General features: G+C 49.3%; 22 protein-coding genes. 5 read left to right on the forward strand and 17 right to left on the reverse strand.

Going from position 1 to position 24,142, the window contains the following annotated elements; genetic code table 11:
* The 7 genes from DW947_RS21930 to DW947_RS18035 form a co-directional block, all read right to left on the reverse strand.
* Positions 1-4,636, reverse strand: a 4,636-nt coding sequence (locus tag DW947_RS21930) for a DUF6443 domain-containing protein (RefSeq protein ID WP_243635103.1), incomplete at its 3' end; no start/stop codon positions are given.
* Positions 4,637-4,728: 92 nt separating this feature from the next.
* Positions 4,729-4,830: a smalltalk protein gene (locus DW947_RS21655; RefSeq protein WP_005825315.1), complete on the reverse strand. Its 102-nt coding sequence runs from the start codon at positions 4,828-4,830 to the stop codon at positions 4,729-4,731.
* A 26-nt stretch (positions 4,831-4,856) separates the two neighbouring features.
* Positions 4,857-5,297: an N-acetylmuramoyl-L-alanine amidase gene (locus DW947_RS18015; RefSeq protein ID WP_119958584.1), complete on the reverse strand. Its 441-nt coding sequence runs from the start codon at positions 5,295-5,297 to the stop codon at positions 4,857-4,859.
* Positions 5,298-5,455: 158 nt separating this feature from the next.
* Positions 5,456-5,944 (reverse strand): HU family DNA-binding protein, encoded by a 489-nt coding sequence (locus DW947_RS18020; protein WP_005825310.1) that lies wholly within the window; start codon positions 5,942-5,944, stop codon positions 5,456-5,458.
* Positions 5,945-6,130: 186 nt separating this feature from the next.
* The gene (locus DW947_RS18025; RefSeq protein WP_119958585.1) at positions 6,131-6,994 is read right to left on the reverse strand and encodes a DUF4373 domain-containing protein; all 864 of its coding nucleotides are present in this window, start codon (positions 6,992-6,994) and stop codon (positions 6,131-6,133) included.
* A gap of 47 nt (positions 6,995-7,041) precedes the next feature.
* Entirely contained in the window at positions 7,042-7,356 is a 315-nt protein-coding gene (locus DW947_RS18030; RefSeq protein ID WP_008662326.1) for a hypothetical protein, read from the reverse strand.
* A gap of 100 nt (positions 7,357-7,456) precedes the next feature.
* Positions 7,457-7,600: a hypothetical protein gene (locus DW947_RS18035; protein WP_229078227.1), complete on the reverse strand. Its 144-nt coding sequence runs from the start codon at positions 7,598-7,600 to the stop codon at positions 7,457-7,459.
* Between the two features lie 180 nt (positions 7,601-7,780).
* Here DW947_RS18035 and DW947_RS18040 point away from each other — a divergent pair, with 180 nt between their 5' ends.
* A complete protein-coding gene (locus DW947_RS18040; RefSeq protein ID WP_005825301.1) occupies positions 7,781-8,503 on the forward strand; it encodes a helix-turn-helix domain-containing protein in 723 nt (240 codons plus the stop codon).
* Positions 8,504-8,658: 155 nt separating this feature from the next.
* Complete coding sequence (locus DW947_RS18045) at positions 8,659-10,605, forward strand: ATP-binding protein (RefSeq protein ID WP_119958587.1); 1,947 nt, start codon at positions 8,659-8,661, stop codon at positions 10,603-10,605.
* Positions 10,606-10,709: 104 nt separating this feature from the next.
* Here DW947_RS18045 and metK read toward each other — a convergent pair whose 3' ends face one another.
* The 8 genes from metK to DW947_RS18085 all read right to left on the reverse strand — a co-directional run bounded on the left by metK (position 10,710) and on the right by DW947_RS18085 (position 17,930).
* A complete protein-coding gene (gene metK / locus DW947_RS18050; protein ID WP_005825299.1) occupies positions 10,710-12,002 on the reverse strand; it encodes a methionine adenosyltransferase in 1,293 nt (430 codons plus the stop codon).
* Positions 12,003-12,303: 301 nt separating this feature from the next.
* Entirely contained in the window at positions 12,304-12,780 is a 477-nt protein-coding gene (gene folK / locus DW947_RS18055; RefSeq protein ID WP_005825297.1) for a 2-amino-4-hydroxy-6-hydroxymethyldihydropteridine diphosphokinase, read from the reverse strand.
* Between the two features lie 2 nt (positions 12,781-12,782).
* Positions 12,783-13,841 (reverse strand): tRNA preQ1(34) S-adenosylmethionine ribosyltransferase-isomerase QueA, encoded by a 1,059-nt coding sequence (gene queA / locus DW947_RS18060; protein WP_005825296.1) that lies wholly within the window; start codon positions 13,839-13,841, stop codon positions 12,783-12,785.
* 130 nt (positions 13,842-13,971) lie between these two features.
* Positions 13,972-14,679, reverse strand: a complete 708-nt coding sequence (gene truB / locus DW947_RS18065) for a tRNA pseudouridine(55) synthase TruB (RefSeq protein ID WP_119958588.1) — start codon at positions 14,677-14,679, stop codon at positions 13,972-13,974.
* Positions 14,680-14,794: 115 nt separating this feature from the next.
* Positions 14,795-15,586 carry an undecaprenyl-diphosphate phosphatase gene (locus DW947_RS18070; RefSeq protein ID WP_005825291.1) on the reverse strand — a complete coding sequence of 264 codons (792 nt, stop codon included), beginning with the start codon at positions 15,584-15,586 and terminating at the stop codon, positions 14,795-14,797.
* 156 nt (positions 15,587-15,742) lie between these two features.
* Positions 15,743-15,982 carry a DUF3098 domain-containing protein gene (locus DW947_RS18075; protein ID WP_005833999.1) on the reverse strand — a complete coding sequence of 80 codons (240 nt, stop codon included), beginning with the start codon at positions 15,980-15,982 and terminating at the stop codon, positions 15,743-15,745.
* Positions 15,983-16,065: 83 nt separating this feature from the next.
* Complete coding sequence (locus tag DW947_RS18080; protein ID WP_005825286.1) at positions 16,066-16,941, reverse strand: cell division protein FtsX; 876 nt, start codon at positions 16,939-16,941, stop codon at positions 16,066-16,068.
* An 89-nt stretch (positions 16,942-17,030) separates the two neighbouring features.
* Positions 17,031-17,930, reverse strand: coding sequence for a class I SAM-dependent methyltransferase (locus DW947_RS18085; protein WP_057089640.1), 900 nt, complete (start codon positions 17,928-17,930; stop codon positions 17,031-17,033).
* A gap of 350 nt (positions 17,931-18,280) precedes the next feature.
* On the opposite strand from DW947_RS18085, the gene DW947_RS18090 reads away from it, so the two are divergent.
* Positions 18,281-18,784: a DUF3836 domain-containing protein gene (locus DW947_RS18090; protein ID WP_008662312.1), complete on the forward strand. Its 504-nt coding sequence runs from the start codon at positions 18,281-18,283 to the stop codon at positions 18,782-18,784.
* Positions 18,785-18,887: 103 nt separating this feature from the next.
* On the opposite strand, the gene miaB is transcribed toward DW947_RS18090, so the two are convergent.
* Positions 18,888-20,261: a tRNA (N6-isopentenyl adenosine(37)-C2)-methylthiotransferase MiaB gene (gene miaB, locus DW947_RS18095; protein WP_005833992.1), complete on the reverse strand. Its 1,374-nt coding sequence runs from the start codon at positions 20,259-20,261 to the stop codon at positions 18,888-18,890.
* 394 nt (positions 20,262-20,655) lie between these two features.
* Between miaB and DW947_RS18100 the strand changes: the two genes are divergently transcribed.
* On the forward strand, positions 20,656-21,036 hold the full coding sequence (locus tag DW947_RS18100; protein WP_044468396.1) for a hypothetical protein: 381 nt from the start codon (positions 20,656-20,658) through the stop codon (positions 21,034-21,036).
* A gap of 73 nt (positions 21,037-21,109) precedes the next feature.
* The gene (locus DW947_RS18105; protein WP_117588941.1) at positions 21,110-22,606 is read left to right on the forward strand and encodes an acetyl-CoA hydrolase/transferase family protein; all 1,497 of its coding nucleotides are present in this window, start codon (positions 21,110-21,112) and stop codon (positions 22,604-22,606) included.
* A 107-nt stretch (positions 22,607-22,713) separates the two neighbouring features.
* Here DW947_RS18105 and DW947_RS18110 read toward each other — a convergent pair whose 3' ends face one another.
* Entirely contained in the window at positions 22,714-24,120 is a 1,407-nt protein-coding gene (locus tag DW947_RS18110) for a TolC family protein (RefSeq protein ID WP_119958589.1), read from the reverse strand.
* Positions 24,121-24,142: the final 22 nt, after the last annotated feature.

Raw genomic sequence — 24,142 nt, forward strand, 5'->3', positions numbered from 1 at the left:
TATATACTTCCGTGCGCGTGGTCTTTCCGCTGGCAGTATGTGTATGTGTCACAGTGTTCGGCTTGCCGGTAAAAGTATAAACAGTGTTCGTCGTATCATAACCCTCCAGCAAATTGCCTTGAACCGTTTTTGTGATGCGTCCCTCAAAGTCATAATAATTAGCCGAATAAAGTTTTGTACTGCTGCCAAGAACAGTGACTACACTACCGGTGACATATCCTTTGGCATCGATTGTTGCCGCAGGAAAGCCGGCATTATCGAAACCGGTCAGACTACGGAAGGCATAGTCATCATAATAGTTTACTCTATGGACTTCGGGCGACACCAAGGCGAAGCTTGATGTATATCCACTGTTACCCAAACCGCTGTTGCTATTCACCCGTGTACATGATACAATAACATTCGAAACTGCAGCCGTATTCGTATTGGAACAAACGCCCTGCACTGCCAGACGATGGAACTTATCATACAGATAGAAACTCCACTGCTTAGAGGCATACTGCTTGCCATCCTGGGAAAAGATCATATTGTCTGCCTTATCGTACACATAGCTCACAGCAGAAGCACCTGGAAGCTTTTTCCAATTACAACGGTTACGGTTGTCATATTTGTACTGGAAAGCATATTGATCCAGGTTTGACACACTCTGATACATCGGTTGTAATACGAAGCAAAGGTTATCCAAATCGTTATACACATAATAAGTATCATGCTGCTCGCTACCCTGCATCTGGCGTTCCAGCAATATATGGCCTTGTTTGTCTGTGAAAGTATAAGAAACATGTTGGTCTTCGTCAATACGTTTCACCACGCGCAACTGTCCGGCTGCATAAGTACCGTTGTTGACAAGTGCCCCAGACGAACTTACCGAATAGTTAATGCAATTCACATCGGAAGAATTAGCCAGATAATCCATAGTTACAGGTTTTGATGCCCATGCCGCTCCCGGAGAGTATCGCTTCAGAATGCGGTCTAATGGGGAAACACTGTAAACAGGCTTGCTGTAGGGACGGGAATCACTTGAATAGTTGCCCGGAGCCGCACTTTTGATAGCCGAAGGAGACATATAAACAGAGGAGGAAACAATTGGGAGCCAACTCTCCGAACGACGTCCTGCGCCATCATATTCTTGTAACGATATCAAATTACTTCCGGCAGGAGTAATTCCCTTTTGTACCTTCTGGAAGAGACGCCCCAAGCCGTCATAATAATCATAACTTGCCATATACTTGCTACCTGCTGCTGCAGTCATAGCATGAGTGCGAACGTAATTCTGCGAAGTGCCGTCAGGAGACCACTGATAGAAGTACGAGGCAATAGGATTTTGGTTATGATCCTGCACATCAGATAAATCACCCAAAGCATTATAGAGATAGAAATCCTTAAAACCAGTTGCTTTTCTTATCTCCTTCAGCCCATAAGAAGGATTGTGAAGCCAGGTTGTGACCTCGCATTCCGGGAAGGACGTTTTCAGTGCATAGAGGGCCGTCGTATTGGGTGAACCGGCAGAACACAAAGCATCCAAACCTGTTGTTCCGAGCCGAGACACTACTTCCGCATAAGTGATACCTTTGAGACGGGCAATCGGCAAAGAATATTTATAGCCCCACAAATAGACCACAGACATGTTGTCGGGAGTAGTAACTTCCACCGGATTCCATTTACTATCATACCTATAAGAAACAGTTCTTTTCTCAGGATACAAACTACTATATTCTTCACTGGACTGCAAGGTGAATTTAGAAAAGACGTCCCCGTACGTATTATTCAGATACAGCGTCGCTCCTCCCGATGTTCGTTGGTAGTTCTGTACAGCATCAAGCACGTTATTAGCCTTGAATTCATCTTTGTAGGAAGAAACATCCGCTGCATAAGCATAGCTTTCCATTACATAGCCCGAACGGCTGGTACTTGTGCGGCAAGTAGCTATCTGGTTACGACTGTTGTAGGTATACAGTTTTTCCTGCGTCACCGGTACACCATGGGCATATTCCGTCGAAACTTCCCGTTTTAACCGTATATCATAGGTAAGATGCGGATATAAAGTTATCTCAAAACGTCCGTGATAAGCCAATGGATTTCTAAAGCTCACCGTCTGTCCTCCGATGTTTTCATTATAGGTGATACTGCCGGAATAGCAATTAACCGGACCCACATAGTTGTCCCTTACACGGATGTTGGTCAATTCTTGCCACTTGTTTGCAATCTCATATTCATAGGTGTCTTCCCATACCAAGATATTACCGGCATCATAGATGCTCTTTTTCAGTAGTCGCCCATTATAGTTGGCAGGCATATAAGCCAAGGTAGCATCATAATCCTGGCCGGCTATGTTACTGAATACGAGTTCCTCTCTCCCCGCATCCAGAAAATCGCGCTGCTTGACGACACGGCTGTAACCTACAGGATTGGCATTGGGCGCAGAAGCTGGTGGAGTTTGCGCCTGAGCATAAAAACGGCGGAAAGTGTGGTAACTGGTAGAAGGGCGTATCACTCCTTCAGGAGTTGTGGTATAGCTTCCGCGCCGGACATTAAAATCATCATAGAACTTGACTGAGAACATCAGAATGCCAGAGGTCTTGTGATTCTCGCTTTCATACAAGTAACCGGTACGTTCCAACACTTCACCTGTATTATTCTTTTTAGTAATGGTCTTGATTCTCACTCCTCCGCCAACTTTCTGCAATGTGTCTTTGTTTACTGCAGTTCCACCGCCTCTATAGGTCAAAGTAGCAGAACTGGCATTGCGGGTAGAATAACCTTGATTGGTAACTGCAGAACTCAATGTACTTGTCAGGACATAATCTCCCGCTTCCAATGTGAACGACTCGTTGACATGATACACATGCCCACTGGTATTTTGTGAAGTCACTTTGTACGATTTAATGACACTTCCTCCGGCACCGAGTTTCCGCAAAGTGGTTCCGGAGCCGGTGACTTGATTGACTTCATAATCGGGAAAATTGACTTGAGCATCCACCGTCACTACCTGCGTGGTGGGCAGAGTGAAAGTAGCGGAAGGCGTCACTATCAGGTCGTTGTTGTTGACAGTATTGACACCTTTGACTTGTGCGTCATACTTATTCAAATCCTCTGCAGAAATGAAACGATTGTCTCCTACAAAAGTGTGAGGTTCAAACTCAAACTCCACACTGCCGCCCGTAGGATATGTGATTTTCTTCAGCATATTGGCCGTAATATACTCCCGGCTACAATTTCTGACAGCGGTAGAACCGGATAAAGGAACATTCGTCAAACCTTCCAGGGAGGGAATCAATGTATGAACACGGTTTGTAAGCGTGGAAGTATTCTGCTGTCCATTGTAATATCCCCAATAGTCTATGGCAAAAGAAGTCTTATAAGGCAAGTTCACAGCTTCATTATAAGTGAATGTATGCTTTTCACCCTGCGAAGTGCCATTTTTTCGAAGTACAGAAAGCAGTTTCAGACGTTTACGAAGTACGCTGGTGGGTATGGTAGACGACGACCCATAATCGTCCGATGACAAGTAATTACCGCCGACTGATTGTTCGGGACAAATGAAGTAATCATAATTGAACTGGTAAGAATACACATCCTTCCCGTCCAACTTACTCTTTATTTTCATGTTTGTCAGTTTTCCGGTAGTTCCCGGATAGCGGTCTTCACGACTTCCCATCTCGAAAATCACTTCTTCCGTATCGGTTTCTATCTTGCTTAAATAGCAAGTCTGTGAAATGCCGGCAGTAAAGTTCCGTTTTATATAGTCATTGTCCGGAGGAGTACCTACGGTATAATACTCCGACATAACAGGCACCGAATAGCAACTGGCGGTAACATAGGTTAGAGTGATAGTATGTCCCGTCACATCCGTCATACTTGTCAGCATATAAGTCAAGGGAGCATTGGAAGTTACAAATGCATAAGGCCTGAAGGCATAAGATGTGCCTGCTTCATCTGTAATGATCACTTTTTCAGCACTATGCCACACTTTACAATTCATCCTGGAACCGATAATGACAGGAGTCTGACTTTTGGGGTGCAAGAAGTATTTGAATGATCTTCCTCCGGGCAATGCAACTTCAAATATATCTCTTTCACCTTGCCCTATAAGGCCTTCATTAATAATTCCATTGGTCGTATTACTCGTATTGGGGTCGAACATTAAATTTCCCCACAAATTCATCAGTTCCTCGGTACCCGAACGGTAGTTCAACGTATCAGCACTCTGTACTTTCCAGTGATATTTTATTTTCTCCCATTCAGCCCAAGTAGCAAATGTACCAGAGGTCGCGTCTACCTTGCCCACAGCATTAAGGTTGACGCACCCTCCTGCCAAAAGATTCCAACCAAGACCTACCCACGTAGCTTCTTGAGCCACCTTGACTCCGCTCGCATGATAAGACAACGTAATGGGTAGTTCTATACGCCCACATTTAAGGGTATATAGCGGTATAGAGATATCAGGTGTTCCTGTGTATTCACTTACAGGAATGTTTCCATACAATTGCATACCTGCCGCTTCGGGAATAGCAGGTACATAATCATTTATCCGCAGAAGATGATTATTCATATCTCCACCGTCCTGTGCACGTACCGACTGCGTTGTACCACATAACATAAGAAGAGCTAACAATACTTTTATTCTATTTTTCATATTCAATGAAATTTATATATTTCTTAAATAAGTGCGCCTGAAGTAGGTATTTCGGCTTCCGGCACACTTTTTTAGTTTTGTAATACTTGTTTTTACAGTGGCATCGCCTGCACGCCCAGCACACTGGCTATGGTGGCAATGATGGTACCCACAATTTTCAAGATATCTTTCCAGGTTTCTTTGCTTATTTTCATAATTCCATGTTTTAAAGATGATTGTTCTAAAATTCTTTACTTACCTCGAAGCACGGACACTGCTTCACCCACTCCCACGGCTCCACCTTCCCGTCACCGTCCAAATCGGGACTGAGGTCGCGATGGCCGCATACACGGGCGTTCCGGAACTGTTGTAGCAGCTGGTGTACCAGCAGGTGCAGGGCCGAACGCTGCTCCGGCGTACGGGTATCCTTCGGATTTCCCCAGGCATCCAGCCCGCCTTCGTAGCAGATACCTATCGAATACTTGTTGTGACCGCGGCAATGCGCACCGGGCAGTTCCAAGGAACGGGTTCCGAGCACGGTACCGTCTCTCCGGATATAGTAGTGATAGCCCGTCGTGCGGAAGCCACGGCGGCGGTGCTCTGCCTCCAGAGCCTCGGAAGTAAGCGTACAGCCCTCCCGCGTGGCGCTGCAATGCACCACGATGTAGTTGATTTTTCGCATAAGATTAGTTAGTGATTAATGATTGAAGATTAGTAATTTATGATTTGACGATTTACGATGTACGATTACTTTTCGTATCATAAATGCCTGCATAGGCGCGGTTATTTAGCAGTACGAATTTCAATCGTACATCGTAAATCGTCAAATCGTAAATGGCCTTATCCCAACGGATTTTCACCTTGGTCACCGTCGTTACCGCCCGAGCCACCGTCGTTGCCGCCCGAACCTGCCGTGTCCTGAAGGTCGAAGCGCACGCACTTCACCCCGGTCACCAGCGAACGGGTAGACACCGTATGGTCCAGATTACGCTTGGAGGTGGGCAGAAAACGCACTCGTAGTGTGGACTGGGTAGCCGATACCTTCAGAGGGTCTTCCACACCGTTCATGGTGGACTTCATCGTAAGGCGGAAAGTACCCAGACCGTCCAGCGTCACGCTCTCGGAAGACTGCAGGTGGCGAGTCATCACGGTCACCAGGTTGTCGATGACATTCTTCGAGTCACCCGTAGAGAGGGAAGACAACTCCGCAATCTCCTTGGCCACCTGCTCGGTGTCCACATTCCCCGTCAGCACCACGCGGGGATAGAAAAGCTTCTTGCCCTCTTTGTTGGCAAGAACCGACTGAAATGATTTGTAAATTACTGGCATAGTAGTTTTGTTTTAAAAATTAATAGTTTGTCTTGAAATTCAAGGATTCGTTTTTTTCAAATGAAACAACATTGTTTTATTTTTGTGTATCAAGCTTAACCACATTGCAAAGATAACGCTATCCGGAAAAGTGTGCAAATTAAAAAAACCGTTTTTCTTCATGAATTTATTCACAAATCGAAAACTTTACTTACAGCACAGGCTCAGCAGGTATCGCCCCGGTTGCCGTATCTTGCCATGACTCTCGCGCAAGGCATAGAAGCCCTTCCACAAAGGGTGGCCGATAGCACCGAAATTACTTTTGAGGATAATGGCATACTGCTCTTGCGGAGGAATATGGAACTGCTTCAGATTGAAAAGCAGCCCGTCCAGGTTGCGGTCCGTGCCATCCTGCGGCGGTTGCAGTTGCTCTATTTTCCGAAGATATTCCCCCTCCGCGGATGGCACATCCGCGCCCTCAGTGCCCCCGGTTCCGGGGGAACTATGGAGGAGGGGATTTTCTTTGCTGTGTTGTGATGTGCTATGCTCTGCTGTGCTATGTGTACCCGATGTCGCATTTTCGGACTTAAATGCTGCACTTTCGGCAACGGACGGCACGCTTCCATTGGCAGACGGCACTCTCCCGGCGGCAGTCGGCGCGGCCTCGTCATCGCTCTGAGAATCATCCACCAGACAATAACGTGCGTCTATGGCGGAAGATTTCCGGCGCTTGGTACTGAACAGATACTGCCGCTGTATCTCGGCAGAAGTCAGGATGGCGTATTTGCCGAAAAGGACGGCATTGAAAATGCCGTACTCCACAGCCAGGGCAAGAATGCGCTTCACGTCGGCAGCCGTCTTTTCATAGAGGCAGGCGGAAAGGTCTTCGTAGAAAAGCTCGTCGGCACACACGTAATAGCCTTCGTCGGCATAAATGCAGGAGAGGGCGCCCAGCAGAATGGCAAAGGAGCCGTCACCCTCACGTTTCATGATGCGGCGCACCAGACGGTCGTGCATGAAGTCTGTGTTCAAGGGGAAATAGTCAAGTCCCCGTTTTTTGATTCTGGACATGGTTTGATGATTAGGGGTTAGTGATTAGGGGGAGAGAGCGGCTTGTATCATTCTATATCACCTGCTTCGCATAGGCGTTTCCGCTTGCGGAGCACGCTTTCGCGCACTACCTTCAAAGCATTCAGAATAAGATACATACGAAGAGTACAGTCCGAAATTTCAGTGATGACCGGATAACGGAGGGGATTGCTTGCAGGAAGTGAGCGACGGTAGCGGGCGTTGCTCATCGCCCTACGGCATTCCTTGCAATAATTGTCGGGGGCAAGCGTACGCTTGTCTACATAAAAAGAATCAACGGGCAGTTCTCTGTGGCAACATCCACAGAAACGAACATTTTTTTCAATAATCTGTTCCATAACCATTTTTTGTTAAGAATTAGTACAATAATATTTTTTCGGCACGCCCCTGCCAAAGATGCTTGTAGGGGCTGTTTGCTGGAAGTATATATCCAGCGTATTCCATCTATACATTCAGCGCGTTGCATCTATACTTCCAACGCACCTCATCTATACATCCGGCAAGGCGGATGCCCATTTTTTCAAATTCGTAAGTATTTTTGCTAAATTCGGATGCTTCCGGATAAAAGACCAGATGTGTATTTTCCATAAATCCCTCCCTTTTATTTGCATTTATAAAACATGATATGTATTTTTGTCCCAACAAAGATAATGCTGTTTTCATTTATAAAACAAACAAATCGGGAATTAAATTCTTAAATAAGACGTAAGACAGTATAAATGAGGAGATAATAGTTTCTGAATAATTTACACGTAAAAACTGAAGAATATGGCGAATGACAAAGACCCGGTATTTTGTGCGGCAGACATCATAAAACGTGCCAAACTGGCGAAAGAATTCAAGACAGACAGCGAACTTGCCGCCTTTCTGGGTATATCACGCTCCACACTGAGCAACTGGAACGCCCGCAACAGCATCGACTTCCCCCTGCTGCTGGGCAGCCTGGACGACGTGGACTACAACTGGCTGCTGACGGGAAAGGGCTCGCCTGCACATCATTCAAAATTCTGTGACAATGACTTGGTACAAGGTGAAGTGGAAATACTTCACACACCGAAAACAGCCGACCCTATGGACGACCGTAGCGTGACCCTCTATGACATCTCTGCCGCCGCCAACCTGAAGACACTGCTGGCTGACCGCCCGCAGTACGCCTTGGGGCGGATTGTAATTCCCAATATCCCTGTGTGCGACGGTGCCGTCTACGTCTCGGGCGACTCGATGTATCCCATCCTCAAGTCCGGCGACATCGTAGGCTTTAAGTCCATCCGCGACTTCACCGACGTCATCTACGGTGAAATGTATCTCGTCTCCTTCGAACGGGGCGGCGACGAATACCTGGCAGTGAAATACGTCAACCACTCGGAACGGCCGGACTGCATCCGTCTGGTGAGCTACAACAACCACCACGACCCCATGGACCTGCCGCTGGCGGCAGTCAATGCAATGGCCATCGTGAAGTTCTCGATAAGGAAGAATATGATGATGTAGAGGGCGGCATTATCACCGGAAATTTCGTAAGAAAGCTCCTGGCAAGGATTGTTTAATAAGTAAACAGAGAAATTATACAAAAAAAGCTTGTAATTTATTCTTTTATCTTATTTTTGCGATGCCATAGGCATAATAATAAGTATCCGGAAAAAAACATGCTTATTCCATCCAATAGAACAAAGAGGGAGTGCATTCTTTCAAGGTTATGTTTTCTAGTGCTTTCAGTATGGGTGTCCCTACCTTCCGCAGCACAGAACAATCCCTACAAGATAGACGATGCACTCTACCCCATCTACCAGCGGGCTTCCAAGCAGGCACGCCAGCAGGAGGGGTTGCTGGTGGCCGACACTTTGTATCAACAGGCTCTGAAACTCGGTGACAAAAAAGCACAATGCCTGGCATACATCATCCCCCTGCAGTTCTATATATCCCAAAAAGATGATAGCAAAATAGAAAAGGCATCCACTGACCTGAAAGAGATTTCACGTGCCAATAACTATCTGCAATATTATTATCACGCTTGGAGCAGCGAAATCATCTACTTCCTGAACCAACAACGCTCATTGCTCGCCTTGCAGAAAGCGGAAAAAATGAAAAAGCAAGCTTTTGCCGACAGATACCCTTACGGTATCTTCAGCTGTATTCGAACCATGGGCCATATCTACAAATCACGCGGAAACTTCGACCTCTCCGCCCAATACTATCAGGAAGCCTTGGACTATATGCTGAAGAATATGCCCGACCAGGATCCCAGCCAACTATACTCAAACCTTGCCGAATATTACCGTAACACCCAAAAAGATTACGCCACCGCACTGGACTATTGCGAAAAAGCCTTGAAGAGCGCTAAAACAGAACGGAACATAGCCCAAGCCATGATAGAGAAATGCTTGATACTGTTCAAGCAGAAACGTATAGATGAATTCAACGACTGCTATAAAGAAGCCGTACAAATGGCAGACCGTTGCAAGCTCTCTGCCAACGTTTCCCTACTGATAGCCCACATCAGCAAGAACATACTGGACAAACAGTATGAGCAGGCCCATGCCCACGCTGACCAATTGTCCGAGAAAGGCTTGCAACAACATGCTTACATTTACGAATACGCCAAAGACTATCCCAATGCCATCAAATATCTGAAAAAATACCACCAGCAGTTGGATTCGACGAACAATCTGCTGCAACTGTCGGACATCGCCGAACTGAACACCCAGATAGGCGCCGAACGTCTGAAAATGGAAAACATACAGGCCACCTCGCGCTACCGCATCACTCTTTTCAGCATTGTCACCGGCTTTTTGCTGTTATCCCTGCTTTTCCTGATGCTCTACCTCCACCGCAAACGTAAAGTCAACCTCGAACTATGCCACAAGAACGAGGAACTTTCCGAAGCACGCGACCAAGCCGAAGCAGCCAACAAGGCAAAGAGCATCTTCCTGCAGAACATGAGTCACGAAATACGGACACCGCTCAACTCTATCGTGGGCTTCTCACAACTCATCACTTCCCCCGACGCGAACCTTTCCCAAGAGGAAAGGCAGGATTTCTGCCATCTCATACAGCACAATTCCGACCTCCTCCTTACACTGGTGGGGGACATCCTCAGCGCAGCCGAGTTGGAAAGCAACAGATACACCATGAAGATAGCGCCGCACAGTTGCAACAAGCTCTGCCGGGAAGCCATAACCACCGTTGAACACCGCAAGCCCGAAGGCGTGAAGCTCTACTACACCTCCGAAGTGGACGACTGCTACGAACTGAGCACCGACGGGCAACGTGTGTGCCAGATACTCATCAACTTCCTTACCAATGCAGAGAAACACACCACACAAGGCGAAATCCGCCTGCACTGCTCCCTCACAGAGCATCCCGGATACGTCACCTTCTCCGTCACCGATACCGGTACCGGCATTCCCCCGGAATACTCGGAAACCATCTTCGAACGCTTTGAAAAGGCCGACAACTTCGGGCAAGGCACCGGTCTGGGACTCAATATCTGCCGCCTCATCGCCGAACGGCTGAAAGGGAAAGTGCTGCTGGACAAGGAGTACAAGGAGGGGGCAAGGTTCGTGTTTGTACTGCCGGTGAAAAAATCCATTTGAAGAGCAAGACCAAAACAACAAAGGCTGCCTCTTCTGCATCCTCCGAAACATCGGTATCTGCAGAAGGGCAGCCTTCTATATAAATAGCCGTAAAGCTATGCTGATTATAAACCGAATGCGGCTTTCACCTTGTCCACATAATCCAGCTTCTCCCAGGTGAAGAGTTCCACTTCAATGTCCTTGTTGCCTTCGTAGCGGCTCTTGAAATGCTTGACGATGGTCTGCGGCTCGCGGCCCATGTGTCCGTAGGCGGCAGTCTCCTGATAGATGGGGTTGCGCAGTTTCAGGCGGTCTTCTATTGCCTTGGGGCGAAGGTCGAACAGCTCGTCAATCTTACGGGCAATCTCACCGTCGCTCATATTGACGTGGCTGCGGCCATAAGTATCTACGAAAATATTGATGGGGCGTGCCACACCGATGGCGTAACTTACCTGCACCAGCATTTCGTCGGCAACGCCGGCAGCTACCAGATTCTTGGCAATGTGGCGGGCTGCATAAGCTGCGCTGCGGTCTACCTTAGAGGGGTCCTTTCCGGAGAAAGCGCCGCCGCCATGGGCACCCTTGCCGCCGTAGGTATCTACGATAATCTTGCGTCCCGTCAGCCCGGTGTCACCGTGAGGACCACCGATTACGAACTTGCCCGTGGGGTTGACGTGGTATGTGATACGGTCGTTGAACAGTGCCAGCACCTTTTCATGATGGATGGAAGCAATGACACGCGGCATCAGAATCTCGATTACATCCCGGCGGATTTGGGCGAGCATTTCCTCGTCGGCCTTCAGCTGGGCGGCATCGCTGTCGTCGGCAGGCTGTACGAAGTCGTCGTGCTGGGTGGAAACTACGATGGTATCGATGCGTACGGGTGTGCCGTTGTCATCATATTCGATGGTCACCTGGCTCTTGGCGTCGGGACGGAGGTAGGTCATCACCTTGCCTTCGCGACGGACATCTGCCAGCACTTGCAGGATGCGATGTGCAAGGTCCAGTGAAAGCGGCATGTAATTCTCCGTTTCGTTGGTGGCGTAGCCGAACATCATCCCCTGGTCTCCGGCACCTTGTTCCATGGGGTCCTGTCGCTCCACGCCGCGGTTGATGTCGGGGCTCTGCTCGTGGATGGCGCTCAGCACGCCGCACGAATTGCTCTCGAACATATACTCGCCTTTGGTATAGCCGATTTTCTTGATTACTTCGCGTGCGATGAGAGGCATGTCAACGTACGCTTTGGTTTTCACTTCTCCAGCCAGCACTACCTGACCGGTAGTAACCAGAGTTTCGCAAGCTACTTTCGAACTGGGGTCGTAGGCCAACAGTTTGTCAAGCACAGCGTCCGATATTTGATCGGCCACTTTGTCGGGGTGTCCTTCAGACACCGATTCGGATGTGAATAAATATCCCATTTCAGTTGAGAATTGATAGTTGATAATTGATAATTCAACGAATGGCGGAAGGAGGTGTGTGGAGTAGATGCATCCGGCACACAAACGTGCCGTCAGAAAAGGATGTGTTTTAGCATTTTTTTCTGTGGTTGCAAGCTACTCAAATCTCTCCACATATCGTTTTTCGGGGGCAAAGATAGTGCAAACCGAACGCAGAACAAAATGAACTTGTTCATTTTTTATGCTGAGGTGCAGCCTATCTTCGCTTTCCGGAGGCAAAGATAAAAAAGAAATCTTGTATCTGCGCTACAGATAGCAGAGATTAACACTGATTTTGCAACAATTCCCCGATTGTCTTTCCCAATACCGGATGCACCACGCCTGAAGCAATCTCCGCCAACGGCTCCATCACGAAACGGCGTTCCTGCATCAGCGGATGAGGAAGTTTCAGTTCGGGAGTATCCAGCAAAACGGGAGTACCGTCATCGGCAAAACAGAGCAACAGGTCGATGTCTATCACACGGTCGCTATACACTGCATTGACAGACTTATGCGTACGCCCCATCTCCCGCTCGATTTCCTGCGTCGTTTGCAACACCTCCAAAGGTGCCAAAGCAGTGTCTACGCAGAGTGCGGCATTCAGAAAAGTATTATCGGAAGAAAAGCCCCACGGGGCAGTAGCATAAAAAGCAGATAGGGAAATCACTTCCCCTATCTGCTTTCTTATCTTTTGGACGGCCATGCGGAGGTTCTGCTCCTTATCGCCGAGATTGGTACCAAGACTGAAATAAACAACCATAATTACCGGTCTGTAATCAGCATCGCATCTCCATACGTACCAAAGCGGTACTCTTCCTTCAATGCCACATTGTATGCCTCCATCACCTGCTCGTAACCGCCGAAAGCGGCAACAATCATCAGCAGGGTACTGAGCGGCATGTGGAAGTTGGATATCATGGCATTGGCCACGGTAAAGTCGTACGGCGGGAAGATGAACTTGTTGGTCCAACCCTCGTATTCCTTCAAATGTCCGTCGGTGCTGACGGTGCTCTCGATGGCACGCATCACGGTGGTACCTACGGCACAGACTTGGCGGTTCAGGTCTTTGGCATGGTTCACAATCCGTACGGCTTCCTCGTTCACAATCATCTGCTCGGAGTCTGTCTTGTGCTTGGTGAGGTCTTCCACATCAATGTCGCGGAAGTTACCCAAGCCGGCATGCAGGGTGATGTAGGCAAAGTCAATACCCTTGATTTCCATACGCTTCATCAGCTCGCGGCTGAAGTGCAGGCTGGCGGTAGGCGCTGTAACAGCTCCTTCGTTGCGTGCAAAAATAGACTGGAAACGTTCGGCATCGTCCGGCTCTACGGGACGGTTGATGATGCTGTGGGGCAGCGGCGTTTCGCCCAGCGCATAGAGCGCCTTCTTGAACTCATCGTGCGGACCGTCGTAAAGGAAACGAAGCGTACGCCCGCGCGAAGTGGTGTTGTCGATAACCTCAGCCACCATGGAGTCGTCGTCACCGAAGTAGAGCTTATTGCCGATACGTATTTTACGGGCAGGGTCCACCAGTACATCCCACAACCGGAGCTCTTCGTTCAACTCACGCAACAAGAACACTTCAATACGCGCACCGGTCTTTTCCTTGTTACCGTACAAGCGGGCAGGGAAAACCTTGGTGTCGTTGAAGATAAACACATCTTTGTCATCAAAATAGTCCAGAACATCCTTGAACATCTTGTGCTCAATCTCACCCGTCTTACGGTGCAACACCAACAGACGTGACTCGTCTCTGTACTTCGTGGGGTGCAAAGCTATCTTCTCTTCGGGAAGCTTGAATTTGAATTGCGACAGTTTCATAATTAGTTATGAGTTATAAGTTATGAGTTATTTATTATTTATATCAGTCTGTTTTAGTCATAAGAGGGTATGAGTTATCCGGCAGTATGCTACACTTCATAGCAAATAACTTATAACTCATAACTTATAACTAAATATCTATCTCCTGCGCCTCTATCCACTCTTTGAAATCGAGGGGATTGAGGCAGTCTGCCAGCCAGACGTCGCCTACACGGGTACGCTCCAGGGCGGTGAGGTGAGCGCCGCTCTGCAGGGCTTCGCCGATGTCACGTGCCAGGGCGCGGATATAGGTTCCTTTGCTGCATACTACGCGTACCTTTATCCACGGTTCGGCAATACCCAGCCCGTCGTCCAGCAGCTCTATCTCGTCGATGACGAGCAACTTGGGTTTCAGCTCTACCTCCTCTCCCTTGCGGGCAAGGTCGTAGGCACGTTTCCCGTTCACCATACATGCCGAGAAGGCGGGAGGCACTTGCTGTATCTCGCCGATGAACTTCTTCAGCGTCTCATCCACCAGTCCGCGGGTGATGTGCTCCGTGGGATAGGTGGCATCTATCTCATGTTCCAGGTCGTAAGAGGGAGTGGTGGCGCCCAACCGGATGGTGGCGACGTACTCCTTCGTGTGATACTGGAATTCCTCAATCCGTTTCGTGGCCTTGCCCGTACAGACAATCATCACCCCCGTAGCAAGCGGGTCGAGGGTACCGGCATGGCCTACTTTCAACTTCTTCTCCTTTATCCGCCGGCAGATGTGGTAACGCGCATGTCCCACAACCTTGAACGATGTCCATCCCAGCGGTTTATTGAAATAGAGGACTTCTCCTTCTTTAAAATTCATTGGCCTCTCCCCTAACCCCTCCCCCGTAGGGAGGGGGATAAAATGGTACAACTTAATATTTTTCTCTTATTGATTTCCGGAGTAATCAGTCTTTCCCCCACACAAGGAGGGGACTTTAGCTTAATATGAGCGTTATGACACCGGCTATCGCGCAATAGATGGCAAAATAAATCAGCTTGCCCTTCTTCACAATATTTATCATCCACTTGCAGGCCAGGCAGCCCGAAACAAAAGCAGCCAGGAAACCTACCACCAACGAAAGCGTCGGAATATCCCCTGCAACCGCCTCACCTTTCATCATCTTCATTCCATCCAGCAGTGCCTCGCCCAGGATGGGAGGCATCACCATCAGGAAAGAGAACTGTGCCAGCTTCGCCTTGTTGTCGCCCAGCAACAGACCGGTTGCAATGGTGCTGCCCGAACGGGAAAGCCCCGGAAGCACCGCGCATGCTTGTGCCAGACCGATGATAAAGGCATCCTTCATGCTGATGTTCTCCTTCTGCTTCGGCTTATAATAATAGGAGAAAGACAGCAGCAGAGCTGTCAGCAGCAGGCAGCAGCCCACAACGACCAGTCCCGAACCGAAAATGGCCTCTACTTCGTCCTTGAAAAATACCCCCACAATGCCGATAGGTATCATGGATACCAGTATATTGATGACGTAACGTGTCTCCTCGTTCATCTGCCACTTGAACAGTCCCTTGAAAATCCAGTCAATCTCTTTCCAGAGTATCACCAGCGTACTGAACACCGTAGCCACATGTACCACTATCGTAAAAGCAAGATTCTCCTCTCCCTCAATACCGAACAATGCCGAACCGATGGCGAGGTGTCCGCTACTGCTCACCGGCAGATATTCGGTCAGTCCTTGAATAAGCCCAAGGATAAGCGCTTCAAACCATTCCAATTTGTTTAAGTTTTTAAGTTCTTGAGTTGCCGGAGGGGCTGTCCGGAAGCTCTGTTACTACTTTCTTTCTGATTATTTTTCAGACGCAGATAACGCAGATGACACGGATTTCTAATATTCCAATCTGCGTCATCTGTGTAATCCGCGTCTGAAAGTTTACTCCTCTGCACGACAGCTTTTAGGCTTGCGCAGCACGGCATATATCATGAACACAAACCCCAGCAGGCAAACTACCGGAGCCACCTTGATGCGTCTCACACTAAAAATGTCCGGCTCAAAGGTCGTCGGGGTAGACACGGGGCCGGTCATCAGAAGAAAACCAATGATAACCACCGCCATTCCGATGCCAAGCAGGATAAAATTGGTCTTATCAAAAGCGAATTTCTCTTTACTCATCTATACATTTACTATTTTACTATTTACAATTTACTATTTGGAGGCTGCGATAACAGTACTTTCTCTCTATGCACTTCAAGGCGTTAAATATAATACAGTGTGCTTGCCTTCATCCTCAGATATTTGTTGATGGAAAGCAAAGCGCACAGCCACGTAATAAGTACACCGAACACCAGCACGGCACCCGACACCAGCACCATCACCTCGGGCGTAATCACCTTGACCAACTCCGGTTCGTAGGACACCAGCCAATAGGCGGCTCCCCACAGAATGCTGTCGGCTATGAAAGCGGCCAGCACACCTATCCAGAAATTGCGCCGCAGAAACGGACGACGGATGAATGCCCAGCTTGCCCCCACCAGCTTCATGGTGTGGATAAGGAAACGCTTGGAATATATAGCCAGACGGATGGTGTTGTTTATCAGCGCAAAGGAGATAAACGTCAGTATCACAGCCAGCCCCAGCAGCATCAAGCTGATATTCCTTATATTATCGTTCACGGCATCTATCAAGTCTTTCTGGTAGAGCACTTCCTGGATATTGGTATTCTTTTTAATCAGTTTCTCTATTTTGGCGATGCTGTCCGAATTGGCATAGTCGGAATGCAGCTTGATTTCGATGGAGGCAGTGAAAGGATTGTAGCCGAGGAACTCTTGCGGGTCCGTACCCATCGCCTCAGTCTGCTCGCGGAGTGCCTGCTTCTTGGAAATGTATTCCGTCTGCTTCACAAAAGCCTCCTTGTCCAGCCTCTTCTGAAGCTTCAGGATGTCGCTCTCCTTCATGTCGTCACTGACAAGCACGGAGAAACTGATGTTCTCCTTGACGTACACGGAAAGATTATGAGCCGCGAGCACAAAGAATACAACCAGCCCCAACAGCAGTAACACCAGCGTCGTACTGATGCTGGACGTAATGAACTGCATGTCAAAATAGGATACCGAGTTATTCTTTGCTTTCATTATACCAATTATAAGTTACGAGTTACAAGCTACAAGTTATGTAAATCAGTCGCTATTAATCATTAATCATTAATCCCTAATCCCTTTTCTCACCCTTTCTTCCTGAACACGTAAATCATGGAACTGCTGCGTTCCTTCTTCACCAACGCGCTGAACCAGGCCAGTGTACCGGTCACCATTCCCCGCAGGAAAGTACACGAGTGCCTCATGTGCTTTTCTGTCAGCATGGAGACGTAGAAGGCATCGAACGGCATGGGATGCCGCTCTGCCATGATGAAACCATGCTTGGAACCGAATTGCTGGATGGTGCCCGGTGTGAAGTGCCACAAATGGCGGGGCACATCGTAGGCAGCCCAGTAAGCCCCGTATTTCTTTGCGTCGAAGGAGGAGCAGTTGGGCACAGCTACAATCAGCACCCCCTTTTCAGTCAGCAGGGAGTGCAGGGTTTCCCACGTTTCGTTGAGGGGTTCCAGATGTTCCATGACATGCCATAGGGTGATGACGTCGAAACTGCCCGGTGCAAAATCTTTCAATGCCGTATGGGGTTTCACATCCAGATTGAAGTGTTCTTTGGCAAAGGCACGCGCCTGCGCACTCTTCTCCACAGCTTCCACCTGCCAGCCGCGACGCTGCATGGCATCGGCAAAGTAACCGGTCCCCGTACCCAAATCCAGCAGGCGGCCCTCCTTGCGGTGTGCTTCACGGAACACAAGGCGTGCCTTGCGTCCCAGCATATAGTTGCGCACCCAATGGTACACGGAGTTCATCGCCCCCTTGCGGGTATCGGTATGTGATATGTAATCAGGAGTTTCGTAGTAACGACCGATTTCAGCCTCCACGGGAAAGTCTTGCGTGAAAAGGAAACCGCAATCCCGGCAGCGGCACAAGTGGAACATTTCGCCCGAGGCATAATGGTCTACACATGTCAGGGCACGCTCCAAATGCGTTCCACCACATAACGGACAAGCTTTTATAGTGAGTTTATTCATCGAACGTTCTGCCAATAAGGAAGTGCAGCCCGAATGAAACAGACCACACCATACCTAAATTTGGTGCAAAATAACAAATAAAAAGTGATTTATAGGGTTTCCATTAAGGAGATTTAAGAAAACAAACACTTGCTCCGGCCAGCCGGCGGAACGAATGACCAACTGTCCGATAATGAACAGTTTTCGAAAGCATCTATTCATTGATTATCAACAACTTAAATCTTTGGCATGGGAATTGACTATAATTAGGCGAAGGCGTTTGAGAAAAAGATTAGTTGGAATGCAACTTTTTAATCGGGAACAACGTCTAAAAGAAACAGAGTAAGTAACAACAATTAAAAATAAAGATTATGAAAACTACAAATTTATTCAAGGCAGTCGCATTCGTAGCAATGACTATCGTAAGCGTTATGAATACAGAAGTGAAAGCTCAGGAAAACAACTTCATCACCAATGAAGAAGTGAAAAACGAATTAGTAGTTGCCAAGACCATCTTTAAGCAAGACGGTGCACAACTTTACCGGCACATCCGTTATGAATACTCTTATGACGACCAGAAACGCTTGACCTGCAAGGAAGCCTCCAAGTGGGACGGTGCAAAAGACGAATGGACACCTTACTTTAAGATGACATACCAATATGGCAATGATGAAATCACCATGTCCTACGCACGTTGGAACGAGTCTCACAAGGCTTATGACAAAGACATGAAGAAAAGTGTGTATGAATTGAACGATGAAAACATGCCGGTAGCTTACAAACTCTACAATCAGGACGCGCCAAAGTCCGAATTGACCCTGGTAAGCTACAACAGGACTGACTACGTAGCGAATATTCTGGCCATGGCAGAATAAAATTTAAAGTTTATAATATGAAAAGCACGGGCCGTGAGGCTCGTGCTTTTCATATTATATACCGGTGTCATCATACTGATGTCATCGAGACTTTTCTATCCCGTCAGCCGGCTACCTCTTCTCCTTTCAGCGTAGCCGAACTGGATTCGGTAACCTTCACCATCACAAAATCGCCCACACGGTGCGTGCCACGGTCAAACACCACCACACGGTTCTGCTCCGTACGGCCGAACAACTGGTCGCGGCTGCGTTTGGAAACACCTTCCACCAGCACCTCGTACGTCTTGCCCACGCAACGGGCATTCGCCTCGGCAGAGAGACGGTTTTGCAAGGCGATGATTTCATTCAGACGGCGAATCTTCACCTCCTCGGGCACATCGTCCGGCAGATGCTTGGAAGCATGCGTACCGGGGCGTTCGCTGTACTTGAACATGAAGGCGGAATCGTATCCGCACTCCTCCATCAGCGAGAGGGAAAGCTGGTGGTCCTCCTCCGTCTCACTATGGAAACCGGAGAATATATCCGTAGATAAGCCACAATCGGGGATGATGCGGCGGATGGCTGCCACGCGGTCCATATACCACTCGCGGTCGTACTTGCGGTTCATCAGCTTCAGGATGCGGCTGCTCCCACTCTGTACCGGCAGGTGGATGTGCTTACATACGTTGGGCATGTCGGCAATGACCTGGAGAGTTTCGTCGCTCATGTCTTTAGGGTGCGAGGTAGTGAAACGGATACGTACGCCCGGCGCTGCCTCTGCCACGGTGCGCAGCAGCATTGGGAAAGTAATCGTCTCTCCGTCCGGCTTCTCGAAGCGGTAGGAATTGACGTTCTGTCCCAGCAGGGTGACTTCCTTATAACCCTTTGCCACGAGGTCGGCCACTTCATTGAGGATGCTTTCCACATCACGGCTGCGCTCGCGGCCACGGGTGTAGGGAACGATGCAGTAAGTACAGAAATTATTGCACCCACGCATGATGGAGACGAAGCCGGAGATGTGGTTTCCGCAGATACGCGAGGGGATGACATCCCGATAGGTCTCTGTGGTGGAGAGCTCCACGTTCATTGCTTTCTCACCGGCCTCTACCGAGGCAATCAGTTCGGGCAGAGTAAGGTAGGCATCCGGCCCCACCACCAGGTCCACATGATGGTTGGTGATTAAGTCGTCCTTCACACGCTCTGCCATACAGCCCAGCACACCCACTATCAGGCCGCGTTTCTTCTTCTTGAGCGAGTGGAAGAACTCCAGACGGTTCAGAATCTTCTGCTCCGCATTGTCGCGGATGGAGCAGGTGTTCATAAACACTGCATCGGCTTCCTCCAGGGTGTCGGCCACCGAATATCCCGCCATCTGCATGACGGATGCAATCACTTCACTGTCGGCCACATTCATCTGGCAGCCGTAAGTCTCGATAAACAACTTCTTGTTGTCATCAGCAGTTGCAGATTTAAAGTCTGCTCCCGTTACTTTTTCCATAATCAGTTCGTTTAAAATCAGTTTATATCATAAGTTGGTATCTGTCATCCGGAGCGCAAAGATACTTCTTCCCTCCCAATAAACGGATGAAATGAAAGAAAAATGCCATTACAAGTTGTCAATCTGCGCCTTATCAGCTAATTTATGTTAAGAGAGCAAACATTTTCCGAGTGTTAATTTGGCATAGAGCAAATTAATTCACAAATTTGTGGAATGAAAGAAACATTAGATTTTTTCATAGTTAAGGTTTAGGTTAAAAAAATTAAGGGGAGCTGTGAAGCTGCCCTTTTTTATTACCAATTCCTTGGCTGTAATCAGATTAAATAATTAACTTTGCCCAAAAGCAAAGATAAGAGATAATTGCACTATCTTTGGGTGGAAAATCAAAAAGAATATGGAAGATGTCTTCAAGTTTCTGTTAGTTGCGGCTGTCATAGTAATCGGACTCGTCAAGCAGTTTAAGAAAGAAGCAAATAAAAATGCTGACAAGAGTCCCGACATACCTATGCCCGACGTTGACAACCCACTGCCCGAATACTGGGGCGGAGATACTTACGGAGGCTTTATTCCCGAAGGCCCCAAGCCGGCAGAAAAGCCCAAGCCGGTATCCAAACCGTCTGCCAAATCCAAGCACACTTCCATAAAGGCTTCCCCTCCCTCCCCGGCATCCCGTCCGCAAGAATCCGATGAAGCAACGTCCGAATACGGCATCCACTCGGCAGAAGAAGCGAGGAAAGCCATCATCTGGTCAGAAATACTTCAACGGAAATATTAAAGACAGTCGATAATTGCAGAACCAATTACGAGCCCCTTCAGAATCTTTACACGAAAAAATAACTATTTATATTATGGCACTCAATTACATTTCGGCAGCAGAAGCTGCGAGCCTGATTAAACATGGCTACAACATCGGCTTGAGCGGATTTACTCCCGCAGGAACAGCCAAAGCCGTTACGGCTGAATTAGCAAAAATCGCGGAAGCAGAACATGCAAAAGGAAACCCGTTCCAGATAGGTATCTTCACCGGTGCTTCTACCGGAGACTCTTGCGACGGTGTGCTCTCGCGCGTCAAGGCCATCCGCTACCGCGCGCCCTACACCACCAACTCCGACTTCCGCAAAGCCGTGAACAATGGCGAAATAGCCTACAACGACATCCATCTCTCACAGATGGCGCAGGAAGTACGCTATGGTTTCATGGGAAAAGTAAACGTTGCCATCATCGAGGCATGCGAGGTTACTCCCGACGGTAAAATCTACCTGACGGCAGCCGGCGGTATCGCTCCGACTGTCTGCCGCCTGGCCGACCAGATTATCGTGGAACTGAATGCCGCCCACAGCAAGAACGCCATGGGCCTGCACGACGTCTACGAACCCCTCGACCCTCCTTACCGCCGCGAAATCCCCATCTACAAACCGAGTGACCGTATCGGCCTGCCCTACATCCAGGTAGACCCGAAAAAGATTGTCGGCGTAGTGGAGACCAACTGGCCGGACGAGGCACGTTCGTTTGCCGCCGCCGACCCGCTGACCGACAAAATCGGACAGAACGTGGCCGACTTCCTTGCCGCCGACATGAAACGCGGAATCATTCCGCCTACCTTCCTGCCGCTGCAATCCGGTGTGGGTAACATTGCCAATGCCGTATTGGGTGCTTTGGGACGTGACAAGACCATCCCCGCTTTTGAAATGTACACAGAAGTCATCCAGAACTCTGTTATCGGACTTATCCGCGAAGGCCGCGTGAAATTCGGCAGCGCCTGCTCACTGACCGTAACGAACGACTGTCTGGAAGGCATCTACCAGGATATGGACTTCTTCCGCGACAAGCTGGTGCTCCGTCCGTCGGAAATCTCCAACAGCCCGGAAGTGGTGCGCCGACTCGGTGTTATCTCCATCAACACCGCCATCGAAGCCGACATCTACGGCAACGTGAACTCCACGCACATCGGCGGTACGAAGATGATGAACGGTATCGGTGGAAGCGGTGACTTCACCCGCAATGCCTATATCTCCATCTTCACCTGTCCGTCCGTTGCCAAGGAAGGTAAAATCTCGGCTATCGTGCCGATGGTTTCGCACATGGACCACACGGAGCATGACGTCAACATCATCATCACCGAACAAGGTGTGGCCGACCTCCGCGGCAAGAGTCCGAAAGAACGTGCACAAGCCATCATCGAGAACTGTGTTCATCCGGACTACAAGAACATTCTGTGGGATTACCTGAAACTGACCGACGGCAAGTCACAGACTCCCCATGCCCTGCGCGCCGCACTGGCTATGCACGCTGAGCTGGCCAAAAGTGGAGACATGAAGAATGTAGACTGGGCACAGTATAAATAAGACATTCATACATCACCCAACAAAGAGGGCTGCCCCGGAATCACTTCCCGGACAGCCCTTTCTTCACATATAAAGTGAAGATGCAGAGAGAGTAGTATGATGACACTCTATTCCTGACCTCCTCCTAACGCCTTGTAGAGGTTAATCAGGCTTTGTATTTCAGAGAATTGGTTGGCCGTCTGCGACAGTTGCGCACTGAGCAAGTTTTGCCGGGCGGTAAGCACTTCCAGATAGGTGGTGTTGCCATGTTCCATCAGCAGGGAAGTGCTGCGGGCAGCTGTCTGCAAGGAAGCTACCTGCTTGTCCAGCAGTTCGCTTTTGGATAGGCTTGTCTGCCAAGCAGTCAAGGCATCGTTCACCTCGCTGCCTGCATTCAGCAATGTCTGCTGGAAGGCAAGGGAAGCCTCCTCCTGCTGGGCACGGGCTATGCGGTACTGTGCAATGATCTGCCCGCGGGCAAAGAGCGGCTGCGTCAGCGAACCCACTGCCGAAGCCAGGAACTTGCCGGGATTCACAATCATTGAACCGGCAGAATTGGTCCAGCCCGCACTCCCGCCCAGCGTGATGGAGGGATAGAAGGCAGAGCGCGCCGCATTGGTGCCGTAGAACGCCGCTTCCAGTGTCCGCTCAGCCGAACGGACATCAGGACGGCAGGAAAGCATCTGAACAGGAATCCCTATAGAAAAGCCCACAGGGAACTGCTGCTCTGCCAGCACACCGCGCTCGTAATGACGGGGCGTCTCTGCCAGCAACAGCGCAAGGCTGTTCTCCACCTGGTTTATCTGTTCTTCCAAATCAAGCACGGAAGTCTGCACCTGATAGTACGTGGCCTCCATCTGCGACACGGCGGACTCGTTCGCCATGCCCGCATTCATCAGGGCACGGGTGGAAGCAACGGTTTCCCGCCACGTCTCTTCGGTCTGCCTGGAGATGGCAAGCTGCTGGTCCAGCATCAGCAGGGTATAGTAAGTATTGGCTATCCCGGCAATGAGCTGGGTACGCACGGCCTGGCGATAGTCCTGACTCTGCGCATAGAGCGCCTTCGACTGTTTCTTGGCATTGCGCATGCGGCCGAAAACATCCAGCTCCCAACTGGCAGTAACGGGCAGCGAATAGGTCTGTGTGGCCTTGTGGCTGTCAAAGCTGCTCACCGTGCCCTGCGGCGCAAGGGCAAAGGAGGGCAGGAAGGCAAGCTTTGCGGACAGCAGGGTAGCTTCGGCTTCCTCCACGCGGAGCTGTGCCGACTGGTAGTCGGTATTGTTCTGCAACCCTTGTCCGATGAGTGCCTGCAGATGTGGGTCGGTGAAAAGCTCGTGCCAGTCCATGCCGCCCAGGCCAAGGTCCAGGCTGTCTTCGGTGGCAGCCGGAGAACCGGCGAGGCTCTCCGTAAAAGCTGCCATTTCTTCCCCATAGAGGCCGTCGGGGACCTCGGTAGCGGGTTTGTATTTGGTGTACACGCCGCAACTGCTGAACAGCAAACCGGCGGCGGACAATAGGATGATATGTTTCTTCATTGTTCCAATCTGTTTTTATTTT

The organism is Bacteroides sp. AM44-19 (genome assembly GCF_003603395.1).
Lineage (GTDB): Bacteria > Bacteroidota > Bacteroidia > Bacteroidales > Bacteroidaceae > Bacteroides > Bacteroides uniformis.